At 70.8% G+C, this 14,277-nt stretch carries 15 protein-coding genes; 3 read left to right on the forward strand and 12 right to left on the reverse strand.

All coding sequences use genetic code 11. The annotated features are described in order from the left end of the window. The first annotated feature begins 44 nt into the window (after positions 1-44). The gene (locus KFLA_RS18275) at positions 45-806 is read left to right on the forward strand and encodes a MerR family transcriptional regulator (protein ID WP_049797595.1); all 762 of its coding nucleotides are present in this window, start codon (positions 45-47) and stop codon (positions 804-806) included. A gap of 36 nt (positions 807-842) precedes the next feature. Here KFLA_RS18275 and KFLA_RS18280 read toward each other — a convergent pair whose 3' ends face one another. The 12 genes from KFLA_RS18280 to KFLA_RS18335 all read right to left on the reverse strand — a co-directional run bounded on the left by KFLA_RS18280 (position 843) and on the right by KFLA_RS18335 (position 13,236). Continuing rightward, a complete protein-coding gene (locus KFLA_RS18280; protein ID WP_012921292.1) occupies positions 843-2,069 on the reverse strand; it encodes a sugar ABC transporter permease in 1,227 nt (408 codons plus the stop codon). Continuing rightward, positions 2,066-2,848, reverse strand: coding sequence for an ATP-binding cassette domain-containing protein (locus KFLA_RS18285; protein WP_012921293.1), 783 nt, complete (start codon positions 2,846-2,848; stop codon positions 2,066-2,068). Before KFLA_RS18285 ends, KFLA_RS18280 begins: the two co-directional genes overlap by 4 nt. Continuing rightward, on the reverse strand, positions 2,848-3,909 hold the full coding sequence (locus KFLA_RS18290) for a substrate-binding domain-containing protein (protein WP_012921294.1): 1,062 nt from the start codon (positions 3,907-3,909) through the stop codon (positions 2,848-2,850). Before KFLA_RS18290 ends, KFLA_RS18285 begins: the two co-directional genes overlap by 1 nt. Positions 3,910-4,049: 140 nt before the next feature. Next, a complete protein-coding gene (locus tag KFLA_RS18295; RefSeq protein WP_012921295.1) occupies positions 4,050-4,325 on the reverse strand; it encodes a DUF6510 family protein in 276 nt (91 codons plus the stop codon). Continuing rightward, a complete protein-coding gene (locus KFLA_RS18300) occupies positions 4,322-5,074 on the reverse strand; it encodes a ferredoxin reductase (protein WP_012921296.1) in 753 nt (250 codons plus the stop codon). Before KFLA_RS18300 ends, KFLA_RS18295 begins: the two co-directional genes overlap by 4 nt. After that, positions 5,044-5,640, reverse strand: a complete 597-nt coding sequence (locus tag KFLA_RS18305) for a sulfite oxidase-like oxidoreductase (RefSeq protein WP_012921297.1) — start codon at positions 5,638-5,640, stop codon at positions 5,044-5,046. Before KFLA_RS18305 ends, KFLA_RS18300 begins: the two co-directional genes overlap by 31 nt. 92 nt (positions 5,641-5,732) lie before the next feature. Further along, entirely contained in the window at positions 5,733-7,178 is a 1,446-nt protein-coding gene (locus tag KFLA_RS18310) for an AAA family ATPase (RefSeq protein ID WP_012921298.1), read from the reverse strand. A 51-nt stretch (positions 7,179-7,229) separates the two neighbouring features. Then, positions 7,230-8,372: an acyl-CoA dehydrogenase family protein gene (locus tag KFLA_RS18315; protein ID WP_012921299.1), complete on the reverse strand. Its 1,143-nt coding sequence runs from the start codon at positions 8,370-8,372 to the stop codon at positions 7,230-7,232. An 11-nt stretch (positions 8,373-8,383) separates the two neighbouring features. Next, entirely contained in the window at positions 8,384-9,514 is a 1,131-nt protein-coding gene (locus KFLA_RS18320; protein ID WP_012921300.1) for a CaiB/BaiF CoA transferase family protein, read from the reverse strand. A gap of 51 nt (positions 9,515-9,565) precedes the next feature. Continuing rightward, positions 9,566-10,129, reverse strand: coding sequence for a DinB family protein (locus KFLA_RS18325; protein WP_012921301.1), 564 nt, complete (start codon positions 10,127-10,129; stop codon positions 9,566-9,568). A gap of 31 nt (positions 10,130-10,160) precedes the next feature. Beyond that, on the reverse strand, positions 10,161-11,621 hold the full coding sequence (locus KFLA_RS18330) for a cobyric acid synthase (protein WP_012921302.1): 1,461 nt from the start codon (positions 11,619-11,621) through the stop codon (positions 10,161-10,163). A 10-nt stretch (positions 11,622-11,631) separates the two neighbouring features. After that, a complete protein-coding gene (locus KFLA_RS18335; RefSeq protein ID WP_012921303.1) occupies positions 11,632-13,236 on the reverse strand; it encodes an MFS transporter in 1,605 nt (534 codons plus the stop codon). A 119-nt stretch (positions 13,237-13,355) separates the two neighbouring features. On the opposite strand from KFLA_RS18335, the gene KFLA_RS18340 reads away from it, so the two are divergent. Together KFLA_RS18340 and KFLA_RS18345 are read left to right on the forward strand one after the other, a co-directional pair. Next, complete coding sequence (locus tag KFLA_RS18340; protein WP_012921304.1) at positions 13,356-13,655, forward strand: GNAT family N-acetyltransferase; 300 nt, start codon at positions 13,356-13,358, stop codon at positions 13,653-13,655. Then, on the forward strand, positions 13,655-14,191 hold the full coding sequence (locus KFLA_RS18345) for a YbaK/EbsC family protein (protein WP_012921305.1): 537 nt from the start codon (positions 13,655-13,657) through the stop codon (positions 14,189-14,191). The genes KFLA_RS18340 and KFLA_RS18345 overlap by 1 nt, the downstream gene beginning before the upstream one ends. The last annotated feature ends 86 nt before the right edge of the window (positions 14,192-14,277 follow it).

A 14,277-nucleotide genomic window follows, 5' to 3' on the forward strand; every position in this document is an offset into this window, starting at 1 on the left:
CGATGGTGTCACAATCGTCAAGCCCGGCCCCTATGATCTGCGCCATGCCGGAATCACGCGCGGAATCCAGGTCGGACCTCAGCCCGGACGAGGCGACGCTCACCGTCGACGAACTGTCGGCCCGGGTCGGGATGACCGTGCGGACGCTGCGGTTCTACGCCGGCCGCGGCCTGATCCCGCCGCCGGTACGCCGCGGCCGGGTCGGCTACTACGGCCCCGAGCACATCGCCCGGCTGGACCTCGTCCGCGAGCTGCAGGCGCACGGGTTCACCCTCTCCGCGATCGAGGGCTACCTGGACCGCATTCCCAGCGACGCCTCGCCGCAGGACATCGCGCTGCACCGGACGCTGCTCACGCCGTGGATGCGCGACCTGCCCGAGACGCTCGACCGGGCGGCGCTCGTCCGGCGGACCGGGCGGGAGCTGACCGACGACGACATCGAGATGCTGGTCGCGCTCGGGGTGGTCGAGCCGACGCCCGACGAGGACGTCTTCCAGGTCGCGACCGCGCACCTCAGTCTCGGCGTCGAGCTGCTCGACCTCGACCTGCCGGTCGACGCGGTGCTCGCCGCCGGCCGGATCTTCGCCGACCACGGCCGGGCGATCGCCGAGGAACTGACCGAGGTGTTCCGCACCAAGGTCTGGCCGCACTACCGCGACTCCGGCGGTCCGCCCGAGCACATCCGCCAGTTGGTCGAGCGCTTCAAGCCGGTGACGATCCAGGGGCTGGTGCTGGCCTACGAGCGCGCCGTCGGCGAGACCCAGCGCGACACGATCCGTCGCTCGCGCACCAAGCCCCGCCGCTGACCGCCGCTCCCCCAGCGGCGGTCGGCGCGGTCGCCGTCAGCCCCGGCCGTGGCTGGCGCGGGAGCGGCGGGCGAGCGAGTCGACGCCGACGGCGAGCAGCAGCACCACGCCGGTGACGAAGAACCGGTAGGACGAGTCCAGGCTGAGCAGGGTCAGGCCGCTGGAGATGGACTGGATCACCAGGATGCCGAGCACCGCGGCGAACGCCGTACCACGGCCGCCGAACAGGCTCGTGCCGCCGATCACCGCGGCGGCGATCGCGTTCAGGTTGACGTCTCCGCCGCCGCTGCTCTGGTTGGCCGCTGCCAGCCGGGCCGCGGCCAGGATGCCGCCGACCGCGGCGAGCGTCGTACAGAGCACGAAGGCCGAGGTGTAGACCAGGTTCACGTTGATGCCCGCCCGACGGGCGGCCTCGACGTTGCCGCCGACGGCGTACAGGGACTTGCCCCACTTGGTCGAGGTCAGGCCGTAGTGCAGCAGCAGGGCGAGCGCGACGAAGAGCACGAACATCCAGCCGACCCCGCGGGTGCGGTTCAGGTACCAGACCGCGAAGCCCAGGCCGGCCAGCAGCAGCCCGCTGCGCACGAGCAGGAAACGCAACGAGCGCGCCGACAGCCCTGCCGTGCGCCGCTTGCTCGCGTGCAGGTACCCGACCACGAACAGCCCCGCGGCCGCCGCCACCACCAGCACGTACGACAACCAGGCCGGCACGAACCAGAGCTGGGCGAACCGCACCAGCGCCGAGTCGTACGGCAGGTTGACCGATCCCGACGTGCCGAGCGCCTTCAGCTGCAGCCCGAGGAACGACAGCAGACCGGCCAGCGTGATCACGAAGCTCGGGATGCCGACCCGGTTGTGCACGAGCGAGTAGAGCAGCCCGATCCCGATCCCGGCCGCGACCGCGGTCAGCACCGCGATCCAGGCCGGCCAGCTCTGGTTCACGAACAGCACGGCCATGATCGCCGCCGACAACCCGCTGATCGAGCCGACCGACAGGTCGATCTGGCCGACCAGCAGCACACAGACGATGCCGAGCGCAACGATGCCGACGGGCACGCACTCCATCGTCAGGTTCACCAGGTTGGTGCTGGACAGGAAGATCGGGTTGAGGACCTGCAGCACCGTCCAGATCACCACCAGGCCGGCGACGACCGGGATCATGCCGAGCTCACCGGAGCGGATCCGGTCGAGCAGGCTCGCGCCGTACCCGCGCAGGCCCGGTCGTTGCCGCAGGCGCTCGTCGCTCAGATCCATCGCGGTCATCCCCGCGCTCCTTCCCGTACGCCGTCCTGCCGCCGGGCCGCGCGCTGTGTCACCACGTTGTCCGACGCACCGGTGATCGCGGCGATCAGCTGCTCCGACGAGGTGGTGCGGGCGTCGAACACGCCGTTCGACCGGCCGAGCCGCAGCACCGCCACCTGGTCCGCGACGGCCCGGACGTCGGCCATGTTGTGGCTGATCATCACCACGCCGTGCCCGTTCTCCCGCAGCCGCTCGATCAGGTTGAGCACCTCGGTGGTCTGCGCGACCCCGAGCGCCGCGGTCGGCTCGTCGAGCACGACCACTTTCGGGTCGCCCAGCAGCGACCGCGCGATCGCGACGGTCTGCCGCTGCCCGCCGGACAGCGACGCGACCGGGATCCGGACCGCCGGGAGCTTGGCCGACAACTGCCGCAGCAGCTCCCAGGAGCGGACCTCCATCGCCACGTCGTCCAGCCGGTACGGACCGAGCTCGCGGCCGAGGAAGAGGTTCTCGACGACGCTCAGGTTCTCGCACAGCGCGAGGTCCTGGAAGACGGTGGCGATGCCGAGCCTGTGCGCCGCGGCCGGCCCGTTGACGGTCACCTCCCGGCCCTCGAACAGGATCGTGCCGGCGTCCGGCGCGTGCACGCCGGACAGCACCTTGACCAGCGTCGACTTGCCGGCGCCGTTGTCGCCGACGATCGCGACCACCTGACCGGCGTCGACGCTCAGGTCGACGTCGGTCAGCGCCGCGACGGCGCCGAAGTTCTTGCTGATCCCCCGGAGCTCGAGAACAGCCATCACTTGATCCCGAGCTTGTCGCAGGCCGCCTTGTACTCCGGCGTGCAGACGTCGGCGACCTTCAGCGCGAAGTCCGGCGCCCCGAGCACGTCGGCCACGGTGGCCCGGGTCACCACGGTCGGCGTGAACAGCTCCGAGGGCGTGTCGAACAGTGTGGTCTTGCCGGCCGGCTTCTTGCCCTGGGCGAACTCGTGCGCGACCACCGCGGCGGCGTCGGCGACGGTCTTGATCGGCTTGGAGATGGTGTTGAACTGGTCGCCGGCGATCACCCGCTGGATCGCGGCGAGCTCGGCGTCGTTGCCGGTCACCGGCGGCACCTTCGCGCCGGCCGCCTTGAAGGCGGCGATCGCCGCGCCGCCGGTGCCGTCGTTGGCGGCGACCACGCCGGCGATCTGGTGCGGGAACCGGGTGATCTGGCCGCTGACCCACTCCTGGGCCTTCGGCGGCTGCCAGCCCGGCGTGTCGAACTCGGCCAGCAGCTTGAACCCGCTCGGGTCGACGGCGCTGTGAATGCCCTTCTTGATCAGCCCGGCCGCGGCGTCGGTGGGTGAGCCGTTGACCTGCAGGATGCCGCCGGTGGCCTTGCTCGCCTTCAGCTCGTCGACCAGCGACTGGGCGATCAGCTGACCGATCTTCTCGTTGTCGAACGAGACGTAGTAGTCGGCCTTCTTGTCCGGGATCGGCCGGTCGTAGGCGATCACCGGCACGCCCTGGCCCTGGGCGGCCTGCACGATCGAGGCCGCGGCGGCGGAGTCGACCGGGTCGATCACGAGTGCCTTCACGCCTTGGGCGAGCATCGAGTTGGCCTGCTGCTGCTGCTTGGCCGGGTCGGCCCCGGCGTTCTGGTAGAGCACCTCGCAGCCCGCACAGAGTTCCTTGATCTTCGCCTTGAACAGTGGGGCGTCGAACTGCTCGTAGCGGGTCGAGGCGATGTCGGGCATCAAGAAGGCGATCTTCGCGTCTCCGCCGCCACCACCGCCGGGCTCGTTCTCGGCCCCGCAGGCCACGGTCGTCGTTGTGAGCAGCACCGCTGCCGCCGCTGCCATCACCCGGAACCTCATGCGGCCCGCCTCTCACCAGCTCGTGTTAATTTCCCATGATTAGGTGTGAAGAACCCAAGCGTATGGGTGACGGAGCTGTCAAGGTCCCGGTACAGCACGAAGCGGCCCGGACAGGATCGTCCGGGCCGCTTCGGTGCTGCTCAGGGAGTGTTGGGCAGCCTGAGGTAGGTCAGCCCGCGCAGGTCGAAGTACGTGTCGCTCGGTGTGGTGACCACGCGCAGCAGCACGTCCTCGCAGCCTGGGCAACGGGCGACCAGGCCGGGCGCGTCGGCGTACAGGCGGGCTTCGGCGAAGACGCCGGTGCGGCCGCAGCCGGCGCACCGGGCGATCGCCGTGGTGACGTCGACGGCGAACAGCTCGCGCAGCGCACCCGCGGCCGCGTTGCCGTCCAGGTGGGTCGGGACATCGGCGCTCATCGGGGTCCTCCTGTCGGTCCGAAACGTTCGGTTCTCACCTTGCTCGGGTCGTGCCCGGCGGCGACCAGCAGATCGGCGACCGCCTCGACGAACGGCGTCGGCCCGCAGACGTACGTGGTCGGGTCGTCGGCCGGCCCGAACGCCTTCGCGGCGAGCAGCTCGGCGTCGATCCGGCCGACCCGGGGCTCGCCCGGCGGGGCCTCCCGGGTGTAGACGAAGGTCACGTCGACGTCGTCGGACGCGGCCAGGTCCTTCAGGTCCGGTCGGTAGATCACCGAGGCCGGCCGGCGGACGGAGTACAGGAGGCGGACCGGCGTCGTACTGGCGGCGTGCGCGTGGGTGCGCAGCATCGCCATCAGCGGGACGACGCCCGAGCCGCCACCGATCAGCTGCACCGGCCCGGTGTCCTCGGGCCGCCAGACGAACCAGCCGCCGACCGGACCGCGGACCTCCAGCGGGTCGCCGACCTTCAGCACCTCCACCAGGTACGGCGAGACCTCTCCGTCCGGGACCTGCTCGACGGTCAGCTCGACCCCCTCGCCGGTCCACGCGGACGCGATCGAGTACGACCGGGACGCGCGGTACCCGTCCGGCGCGGTGAGCCGGACGTCCAGGTGCTGCCCGGCCAGGTGGCCCGGCCAGTCCGGCAGGTCGAGCACGATCGTCCGGGCGGTCGAGGTCTCCTCACGTACCTGCGTGACGGTGCCGGTCTGCCAGGTCAGTCGCCGGCGTAGCGCTGTTCTTTCCATGGATCTCCGTACTCGTGGTAGCCCGCGCTCTCCCAGAACCCGAGGTCGTCGGTGTCGGACAGCACCAGGCCGCGGACCCACTTGGCGCTCTTCCAGAAGTACAGGTGCGGCACCAGCAGCCGGGCCGGGCCACCGTGCTCGGCGCCCAGCGGCTCGCCGTCGAACTCGTACGCCACCCAGGCCTGCCCGTCGAGCAGGTCCTCCAGCGGCAGGTTCGTGGTGTAGCCGCCGTAGCTGTGCGCCATCGCGAAGTCGGCGCCGGTCTCCACGTCCGCGAGCAGGGTGTCGAGCGAGACGCCCTTCCAGTCCGTCTCCAGCTTCGACCACCGCGTCACGCAGTGGATGTCCCGGGTGATCTCCTCACTCGGCAGCGCCTGGAACGCGGCCCAGTCCCACTTGTGCACCTCACCGGTCTCGGTGGTGATGCTGAACTCCCAGTGCTCCGGCAGCACGTGCGGCGTCGGCCCCGCCGACAGCACCGGGAAATCCCGGGTCAGGTACTGCCCCGGCGGCAGGTCCGACCCACCACGACGACGCCCGGTGAACCCCGGCGACACGATGCCCATCAGCGAACCTCCTCGAACTGGAAGTACTGCCCGCAGTCTGGCACGACTACCCGCGGCCCAGCACAGCACACCGACAACGTCACCGGCAGCGACTAAGCCCACGCGGCGGCGACGTCGTCGGCCGTCCAGACGAGATCCACGTCGGCCCGGCGAAGGTCGGAGGACAATCCGCTCAACGACACGACGACAAGTCCAGCGGCCCCGGCGTCGAACCCCGGAACAGCACGCGCCGCGTGGGTGAGCTCCCGCAGGTCGTGCCGGTCGTACGGCGTACCGAGCCACTTCACCGAGCCGGCGAAGTCGACCCGGCGGGCGATCGGCGCACGGTCGGCGCCGACCAGATCGAGCTCGGGATCGAACCGGCGGTTCCACCATCCACCGACCCTCTCGACATCGGGCCAGGGCAGCGCCCCGGCGAGGGCGGCCAGCTCGAGGGCTTCCCGGACGACTGGTTCGACCGCTCGTCCGCGCCAACTGGTCCAGCGCCGTTCGATCAGCCGGAACGCCGCTTCCGGCCGGCCCCGGCGAGCCTGTTCGTGGGCCGCTCGAAGCACACCCAGGTACAGGCGAAGGTTGCTGTCGGCGATCCGGTAGAGCGTCGGCTTGCCCGGTGTCGTCGACAGCGGCTCATCGGCGGCCAGCACCCGCTTCTCCCGAGTCAGGCGTTGGAGCAGCGGCGAGAGCGTTCCGGACGCCAGACCGCCGTCCCGGCTCCCGGCAGCCGCGGCAATGTTCGGATGCGTCCGCTCACCGAAGCCGACGGCTTCGATCACCCGCCGGGACAGGTCCGGGTTCGGGAACTCGGCCAGCAGTGCGGTCTCCGGGACGCTGAAGACCGCGGATGCCGGGTCGGCCGTCTCGGTCCGGAGGAACTCGAGCGCCGGCGTTCCCGCCGGCCAGCTGCGCAGAATGCCGGGCAGTCCACCCGAGACCAACTGGGCGTCGATCGCGTCGGCCCCCGTGAGCCCGGTCGCCGCACCGGCCTCGGCCGGATTGAGCGGTCCCAGCACGAGATTGTCCGCACGCCCGTGGAACGGCCTGTCGTACGCCGTCAATCGCTCCATCATGTGCAGATCGCTGCCCAGCAGGAGGAGGAGCACGGGCTTCGTGGACAACAACCGGTCCCAGGCGGTCTGCAACGCCCCGTCGAAAAGGCCGTCCTGCTCCGCGAGCCAGGGCACTTCGTCCAGTACGACGATGCAGGGCTCCGGCGGAACGGCCGCCGCGAGCGCGCGCCACACGTCCGGCCAACTGCCCGCGGCCGATCGCGGGACCAGTTCTGGATCGGTCGGCAGGGTCGAATCCCGCAGGTCGGCCAGGAACGTGTCCGCCGCCTCGACCGGCGAGGCTCCTTTGGTGGCGGTCGAAAAGACGTAGGGCCTGGCCGCGCGATCGCAGAACTCCTGCACCAGCCGGGACTTACCGACTTGGCGGCGACCCCGGATCGCGACCGCGAGGCCTCTGCCGTCGGTCATCACGCGCGCGAGTCGCTTGTCCAGCACAGCGAGTTCGTCGCGGCGGCCGATGAAGTCGGACACCAGCACCCCCTATCTGTAGATGCAGTCTACGTAGATTGCATCTACATTAACTCACACGCCCAGGGTGCGCCCGATGATCTCTTTCATGATCTCGGTGGTGCCGCCGTCGATGGTCTGGACGCGGGTGTCGAGGTAGGCCTTGGCGATCGGGTACTCGGTCATGAAGCCGTAGCCGCCGTACAGCTGCAGGCAGCGGTCGACGACCTTCTTCTGCAGCTCGGTGGTCCACCACTTGGCCATCGCGGCCTCGCTGACGGTGAGGGTGCCGGCGGTCAGCTCCTCGATGCAGCGGTCGACGAAGACGCGGGCGATCTGGGTCTCGGTGGCCAGCTCGGCCAGCACGAAGCGGCTGTTCTGGAACGAGCCGATCGGGCGGCCGAACGCCTTGCGGTCCTTGACGTACTGCAGGGTCGACTCCAGCACGTTCTCGCAGGCGGCCGCGGCGACGACGGCGATGGTGAGCCGTTCCTGCGGCAGCTTCTCCATCAGGTAGACGAACCCCTGGCCCTGCTCGCCGAGCAGGTTCGCGGCCGGCACCCGGACGTCGTCGAAGAACAGCTCGGCGGTGTCCTGCGCCTTGAGGCCGATCTTGTCCAGGTTCCGGCCGCGCTCGAAGCCGGCCATGCCGCGCTCCACCACCAGCAGCGAGATGCCCTGGTAGCCGGCCTCCGGATCGGTCTTGGCGACCACGATCACCAGGTCGGCCAGGATGCCGTTGGAGATGAACGTCTTCTGCCCGTTCAGCACGTACTGGTCGCCGTCGCGCACGGCGGTGGTCCGGATCCCCTGCAGGTCGCTGCCCGCGCCGGGCTCGGTCATCGCGATCGCGGTCACCGTCTCGCCGCTGCAGAACGACGGCAACCAGCGCGCCTTCTGCTCGTCGGAGGCGTAGTCCAGCAGGTACGCCGAGTTGATGTCGGTGTGAATGGTGAATCCGACGCCGCTCGCGCGGGCCCGGGTCAGCTCCTCGATCAGCACGGCGTTGAACCGGAAGTCCCGGACGCCGCCCCCGCCGTACTCGGGCGGCATCATGAACCCGAGCAGCCCCGCGGCGCCCGCGGCCGTCCACAGCTCGCGCGGCACGATGCCGGCCTCCTCCCAGCGGTCGTGGTGCGGCACGATCTCCTGGGCGCAGAACGCGCGCACGGTCTCCCGGAAGGCGTCGTGATCGGCGTCGAACAGCTGACGGCGCACGGGCGGTCTCCTCAGTTCGTCTCGGCCTGGACCGCGGCGCCGGAGCGCAGCAGTTCGTCGACGTTCGCCAGACCCCACTCGGTCAACGCCTCGCGGGTGTGCTGCCCCGGACGGGCGGGCGGTTCACCGAGCTCGGTCGGCGTCCGGGAGAACCGCGGCGCCGGGGCGGCCTGCCGTACGCCGTCCTTGTCCACGAAGGTCCCCCGGGCCGCCAGGTGCGGGTGCTCGCCGGCCAACGGCAGCACCGGCGCGACGCAGGCGTCCGAGCCGTCGAAGATGTCGATCCACTCGGCCTGTGTCCGTTGCGCGAAGGTCTTGGTGAAGAGCTCGCGCAACTCGGGCCACGTCGCGGGATCGGTCCGGTCCGGCGCGTCGACGCCGAGCAACCGGACCAGTTCGTCGTAGAACTGCGGCTCGATCGCGCCGACGCTCACGTGCTTGCCGTCGGACGTCTCGTACACGTCGTAGAACGGCGCCCCGGTGTCCAGCAGGTTCGTACCGCGATCCTGCGTCCACGCGCCGCCCGCGAGAGCGCCGAGCAGCATCGTGGTGAGGTGGGCGGCGCCGTCCACGATCGCCGCGTCGACCACCTGGCCCTCACCGCTGCTCCGCGCCTCCACCAACGCAGCCAGCACGCCGACCACGAGGTACAGCGAGCCGCCCGCGAAGTCCCCGAGCAGATTGGCCGGCACCTGCGGCGGCCCGCCGGCGCGGCCGATCGCGTGCAGCGCACCCGACACCGCAAGGTAGTCGATGTCGTGCCCGGCCGCCTGCGCGAGCGGACCGTCCTGGCCCCACCCGGTCATCCGCCCGTAGACCAGCCGCCGGTTGACCGCGTGGCAGTGCTCCGGGCCCAGTCCGAGCCGCTCGGCGACGCCCGGCCGGAATCCCTCGACCAGCACGTCGGCCTTGGCGACCAGCTGCAGCACGGCGGCAACAGCCTCAGGCTTCTTCAGATCCAGCGCTACACTGCGCCGTCCTCGGTTGACCAGCTCCAGCTCAGGCGGCCCCATCGCGAGCCCGCCGCCCGGCCGCTCCACCCGCAGGACGTCCGCGCCGAGCTCGGCCAGCAGCATGCAGCCGAACGGCGCCGGGCCCAGCCCAGCCAGCTCGACGACCTTCACCCCGCTGAGTGGACCCATGCCGCCATTGTGACAGTTCAACTGTCACAGTCGTCAAGTCATCGGCAGCCGTCAGCGAAACGCGTCGGCCGCCGCCTGGACCTTGCCGTGGTATGCCCGCCAGCCGGTGTCGTCGAGCATGTCCGCGTCCGCGCCGCCCTTGCCGTCGATGAGTTCGCGAACGATGTCGGCATGCCCGGCGTGGTGGGCTGTCTCGTCGACCATCCGGACCAGCAGCACGCCGAGCGTCGTGTGCCGGCGGTCCTCGGGCCAGTGCGCGACCTCGGCCGGCGAGTCCAGCTCCAGCTCGGTGAGGCTGCGGTCGCCGTGCTCACAGGCCCGCAGGTACAGACCGGTCAAGTACTCGCTCGACTCGGTCGGCGCGGCCCACATGTCGGCGCCGTCCCAGATCGAGCCGTCCTCCTCCCAGGCGAGCTTCTCCGCCGGCGGCCGGCCCAGGCTCGTGCCGAGATAGGTGTACTCGAGGCCGGCGAGGTGTTTCACCAGGCCGAGCAGATTGGTAGCGGACGGCACGAGCGGCCGGCGCATGTCGTACTCGCTCAGCCCTTCGAGCTTGGTGAGCATCAACGCCCGGGACGCCCGCAGGTACTCGTGCAGCACAGCCTTGAGATCCATGCCCGGGACGCTAACGCAGCCCACCGACAAGTCAGCCGGGAGCGCCGGGTGGGACGAACCGCAGGTCGGCCGGAGCACCCTTCTCGATCAGCGTCATCAGCGCAGCGGTGTCCAGGTGCTCGTCGATCGCGTCGGCCAGCCGGTCCAGGCGACGCTCCCGCAGCCCGGCGAAGGAGACCGTGCCGTCCGGCGCCGGCTTGCCGGTCAGCGCGGCGATCTCGCCGAGGAACCGGTGCCGGGCCGCGTCGTCGTCCAGCAGCCCGTGCCAGATCGTGCCCCACACCACCCCGCTGCGGCACCCGCCCGGGAAGTCGTCCGCCTCGGCGGTCTGCGCCACCACCCCGTGATGGATCTCGTACGCCGTCCGCGCCGGCCGGGCGAGCACCTTGGCCGCGGCGAACTCGGTGGCTACCGGCAACAACCCCAGCCCGGTGTGCCGCCCGCCGCTCTCGACGCCGTACGGGTCGTCGATCATGCCGCCGAGCATCTGGTAGCCACCGCAGATCCCGAGCACCGGCCGCCCCGCCGCGACCCGGGCCTGGACCGCGTCGGCCAGCCCGTGCTCCCGCAACCAGGCCAGGTCGGCGGTCGTCGCCCGCGAGCCCGGCAGCACGACCAGGTCCGCGTCGCGCACCTCGGCCGGGCCGGCGGTGAAGAAGACACTGGTGGTCGGCTCGACGGCCAGCGCGTCCAGGTCGGTGAAGTTGCTGATCCGCGGGAACCGCACCACCGCGATCGTCAGCACGTCGCCGTCGGTGCTCGTCCGCCGGGCCGGAAGGTCCAGCGCGTCCTCGGAGTCCAGCCACAGGTCCGGCAGCCACGGCAGCACGCCGTACGTCGGACGGCCGGTGACGCCGGTGAGCATGTCGATGCCGGGCCGCAGCAGCGAGACGTCACCGCGGAACTTGTTCACCACGAACCCGCTGACCAGCCGCTGGTCGTCGGTCGAGAGCAAGGCCACCGTGCCGAACATCGAGGCGAACACCCCACCGCGATCGATGTCCCCGACCACCACCACCGGCGCCTGCGCGTGCCGGGCCAGCCCCATGTTCACGTAGTCGGACTGCCGCAGGTTGATCTCGGTCGGACTGCCCGCCCCCTCGCTGACCACCACGTCGTACCGGGACGCGAGGTCGTCGTACGCCGCGAACGCCGCCTTGGCCAGTTCGGCCCGTTCGGTCAGGAAGCCGCGGGCGGTCAGCTCGCCCCACGGCTCCCCCATCAGTACGACGTGGCTGCGCCGGTCGCTGCCGGGCTTCAGCAGCACCGGGTTCATCGCGGCCTCCGGCGCCGCGCCGGCCGCGACCGCCTGGATCCACTGCGCCCGGCCGATCTCCGCCCCGTCCGCGCAGACCATCGAGTTGTTCGACATGTTCTGCGCCTTGAACGGGGCGACCCGCACCCCTTGCCGCGCCAACCACCGGCACAACCCCGTCACCACGGTCGTCTTGCCCGCGTCGGAGGTCGTCCCGGCGATCAGCAGCGAGTTCACCCCGCAAAGCTTAGGTGCGGTCCTCCCGCCCGGCGGGACCGGCCGGGTCGTCGTCGCCCTGCTCGTCCGGCGGCAGGACCGGTGTGATCCGGCGGCCCTGGGCGTCGGTGCTGGGCAGCCGCGGGGACGAGCCCTGGAACCGGGTGGACGAGGCACGCTCGCGGGCCGACAACGGCTTGGCGATGTTCTCCAGCGACTGCTGCTCGGCGTCGACACCGAAGAACCACGCGATCAGACCGCCGATCAGCATCACGGCCGCGCCGATGACGTAGCCGACGGTCAACGGGCCGCGGGCCGGGTTCTCCCCCTCGCCGATCAGCGACGCGAACAGGAACGGCGCCACCACACCACCGGTGAGCTGCGAGATCGCGAAGAAGAACGAGATCGCCTGACCGCGCAGCTCGATCGGGAAGATCTCGCTGACCGTCAGGTACGCCGAGGAGGCGCCGGCGGAGGCGAAAAAGAACACGACGCACCACAGCCCGGTCAGCGTGACCGCGGTCAGCGCGCCCGCGTTGAACAGCAGCGCGGTGACGAACAGCACGACCGCCGAGATCGAGTACGTCGCCAGGATCATCTTGCGCCGGCCGACGGTGTCGAACAGGTGGCCGAGCAGCAGCGGACCGGCCAGGTTGCCGATCGCGAACGGGAAGAAGTACAGCGCGATGCTGGAGTCGTCCAAGCCGAAGTACGCCTTCAGCACCAGCGCGTAGGTGAAGAAGATCGCGTTGTAGAGAAAGGCCTGGGTGACCATCATCGAGAAGCCGAGGAACGAGCGGCTGCGGTAGTCGCGCAGCATCACCCGGGCGATCTCGCGGTACGTCACCGGCGGGTAGTCGACCACGTTGATCGCCTCGTCGTCGCCGACCTCGCGCAGCTGCCCACCCTGCCGGCGCACGGTCTGCTCGATCCGGTCGACAGTGGCCTCGGCCTCCTCGACCCGGCCGTGCGTCATCAGCCAGCGCGGGCTCTCCGGGATGTGCCGGCGCAGGTAGATGATCATCAGGCCCAGCACCGGGCCGATCAGGAAGCACAGCCGCCAGCCCCACTCGATCGGCACCAGGTCGTCGTTGAGCAGCACCAGGCCGATCGCCGAACCGATCAGGGCACCGCCCCAGTAGGTGCCGTTGATGCCGATGTCGACCCGGCCGCGGTACTTCGACGGGATCAGCTCGTCGATCGCGGAGTTGATCGCGGCGTACTCGCCGCCGATGCCCATGCCGGCGATGAACCGGCAGACCGCCATCGACCAGAAGTCCCAGGTCAGGCCGGCCGCGCCGGAGGCGAGCAGGTAGACCATCAAGGTGATGATGAACAGGTTCCGGCGGCCCCAGCGGTCGGTCAGCCGGCCGAAGAACAGCGCGCCGACCACCTCGCCGGCCAGGTAGATCGAGGCGAGCAGACCCACCTGCGCGGTGGTCAGCCCGAGCGTCTCGCCCTCCTTCAGCACGTTGCCGACCAGCGAGACCAGCTGGATCTCCAGACCGTCCAGGATCCAGGAGACGCCCAGACCGACGACGATCATCCAGTGGAACCGGGTCCACGGCAGCCGGTCCATCCGGGCCGGGACCAGGCTCGGTATCGCCTTGCCCTCCTCCAGCACGTGTTCGCTCATACCCCGCCTCTCCTCCCGGCCGGTCTGCAGTTTTCCGTCGGGGCAGGTCCCCGGCAGTCGCACGGTGCAAACCCCCGTCGACCCGCGGTCACCTCGGCGGCGCTGGATAGAGTGGCGGCATGGACAACGAGCTCACCGTGGTGGACGCGAAGGAGCAGAACCGGTACGAGGCCAGGGACGCGAACGGCGGCCTGATGGGATTCGTGGACTACCGGCGGACCGAAGGGCTGATCACCTTCCTGCACGCCGAGACGCTGCCGGAGTACCAGGGCCACGGCGTCGCCGGCCGGATCGCGAGCCAGTCGCTGGACGAGGCGCGGCAAGCCGGCCTGCAGGTCCGGCCCGCCTGCCCGTACTACCAGCAGTACCTCGAGAAGCACCCCGAGTACGCCGACCTGGTCGCCGAGGCGGGCCGGTGATGCCGGCACCCCAGCTCGGAACCCTCGACTGGCAACCGGCGCACGAAGTCCCGGAGCTGCTGGCCGAACCGGTCCGCGCGGCGCTCGGCGACCTGCCGGCGTACGCGGCGCCGATCGATCCGACGCTGGCCGACACCGCCGCCTTCTGCGCCGAGTACGACGTACCGCTGGCGGCGTCCGCGAACTGCGTCGTCGTGCACGGCAAGCGCGCCGGCGAGTCGACGTACGCCGCTGTGCTGGTGCTGGCGACGCACCGCGCCGACGTGAACGGCGTGGTCCGCAAGCACCTCGGGGTCCGCAAGATCTCCTTCGCGGCGCAGGACGACGCCGTCGGCTCGACCGGCATGGAGTACGGCGGCATCACCGCGATCGGCGTTCCGGCCGACTGGCCGGTGCTGGTCGACGAGGCGGTCGCGCAGGCCGGGCCGGTCGTCATCGGCAGCGGCGTGCGCGGGTCGAAGCTGCTGGTCGACGGCGCCGACCTGGCCAAGCTGCCCGCCGCCACCGTGCTCGCCCTCGCCGCGCCCGTGGCCTGACCCGGAACTGCGCGCCAGATCGGTCCAGGACCGATACCATCGGATGTCCGGATGAGCGGTGGCGGCCGCCCACCCCGGGGCAGAGC

Origin of the sequence: Kribbella flavida DSM 17836 (assembly GCF_000024345.1) — a bacterium.
In the GTDB taxonomy this organism is placed as follows: domain Bacteria; phylum Actinomycetota; class Actinomycetes; order Propionibacteriales; family Kribbellaceae; genus Kribbella; species Kribbella flavida.

What these genes read in the sequence shown, in the direction of transcription:
- KFLA_RS18290 (WP_012921294.1), bottom strand. Translation starts at nt 3,909, where the DNA reads ATGAGGTTCCGGGTGATGGCAGCGGCGGCAGCGGTGCTGCTCACAACG.
- KFLA_RS18285 (WP_012921293.1), bottom strand. Translation starts at nt 2,848, where the DNA reads ATGGCTGTTCTCGAGCTCCGGGGGATCAGCAAGAACTTCGGCGCCGTC.
- KFLA_RS18320 (WP_012921300.1), bottom strand. Translation starts at nt 9,514, where the DNA reads ATGGGTCCACTCAGCGGGGTGAAGGTCGTCGAGCTGGCTGGGCTGGGC.
- KFLA_RS18280 (WP_012921292.1), bottom strand. Translation starts at nt 2,069, where the DNA reads ATGACCGCGATGGATCTGAGCGACGAGCGCCTGCGGCAACGACCGGGC.
- KFLA_RS18325 (WP_012921301.1), bottom strand. Translation starts at nt 10,129, where the DNA reads ATGGATCTCAAGGCTGTGCTGCACGAGTACCTGCGGGCGTCCCGGGCG.
- KFLA_RS18340 (WP_012921304.1), top strand. Translation starts at nt 13,356, where the DNA reads ATGGACAACGAGCTCACCGTGGTGGACGCGAAGGAGCAGAACCGGTAC.
- KFLA_RS18275 (WP_049797595.1), top strand. Translation starts at nt 45, where the DNA reads ATGCCGGAATCACGCGCGGAATCCAGGTCGGACCTCAGCCCGGACGAG.
- KFLA_RS18345 (WP_012921305.1), top strand. Translation starts at nt 13,655, where the DNA reads ATGCCGGCACCCCAGCTCGGAACCCTCGACTGGCAACCGGCGCACGAA.
- KFLA_RS18295 (WP_012921295.1), bottom strand. Translation starts at nt 4,325, where the DNA reads ATGAGCGCCGATGTCCCGACCCACCTGGACGGCAACGCGGCCGCGGGT.
- KFLA_RS18305 (WP_012921297.1), bottom strand. Translation starts at nt 5,640, where the DNA reads ATGGGCATCGTGTCGCCGGGGTTCACCGGGCGTCGTCGTGGTGGGTCG.
- KFLA_RS18335 (WP_012921303.1), bottom strand. Translation starts at nt 13,236, where the DNA reads ATGAGCGAACACGTGCTGGAGGAGGGCAAGGCGATACCGAGCCTGGTC.
- KFLA_RS18300 (WP_012921296.1), bottom strand. Translation starts at nt 5,074, where the DNA reads ATGGAAAGAACAGCGCTACGCCGGCGACTGACCTGGCAGACCGGCACC.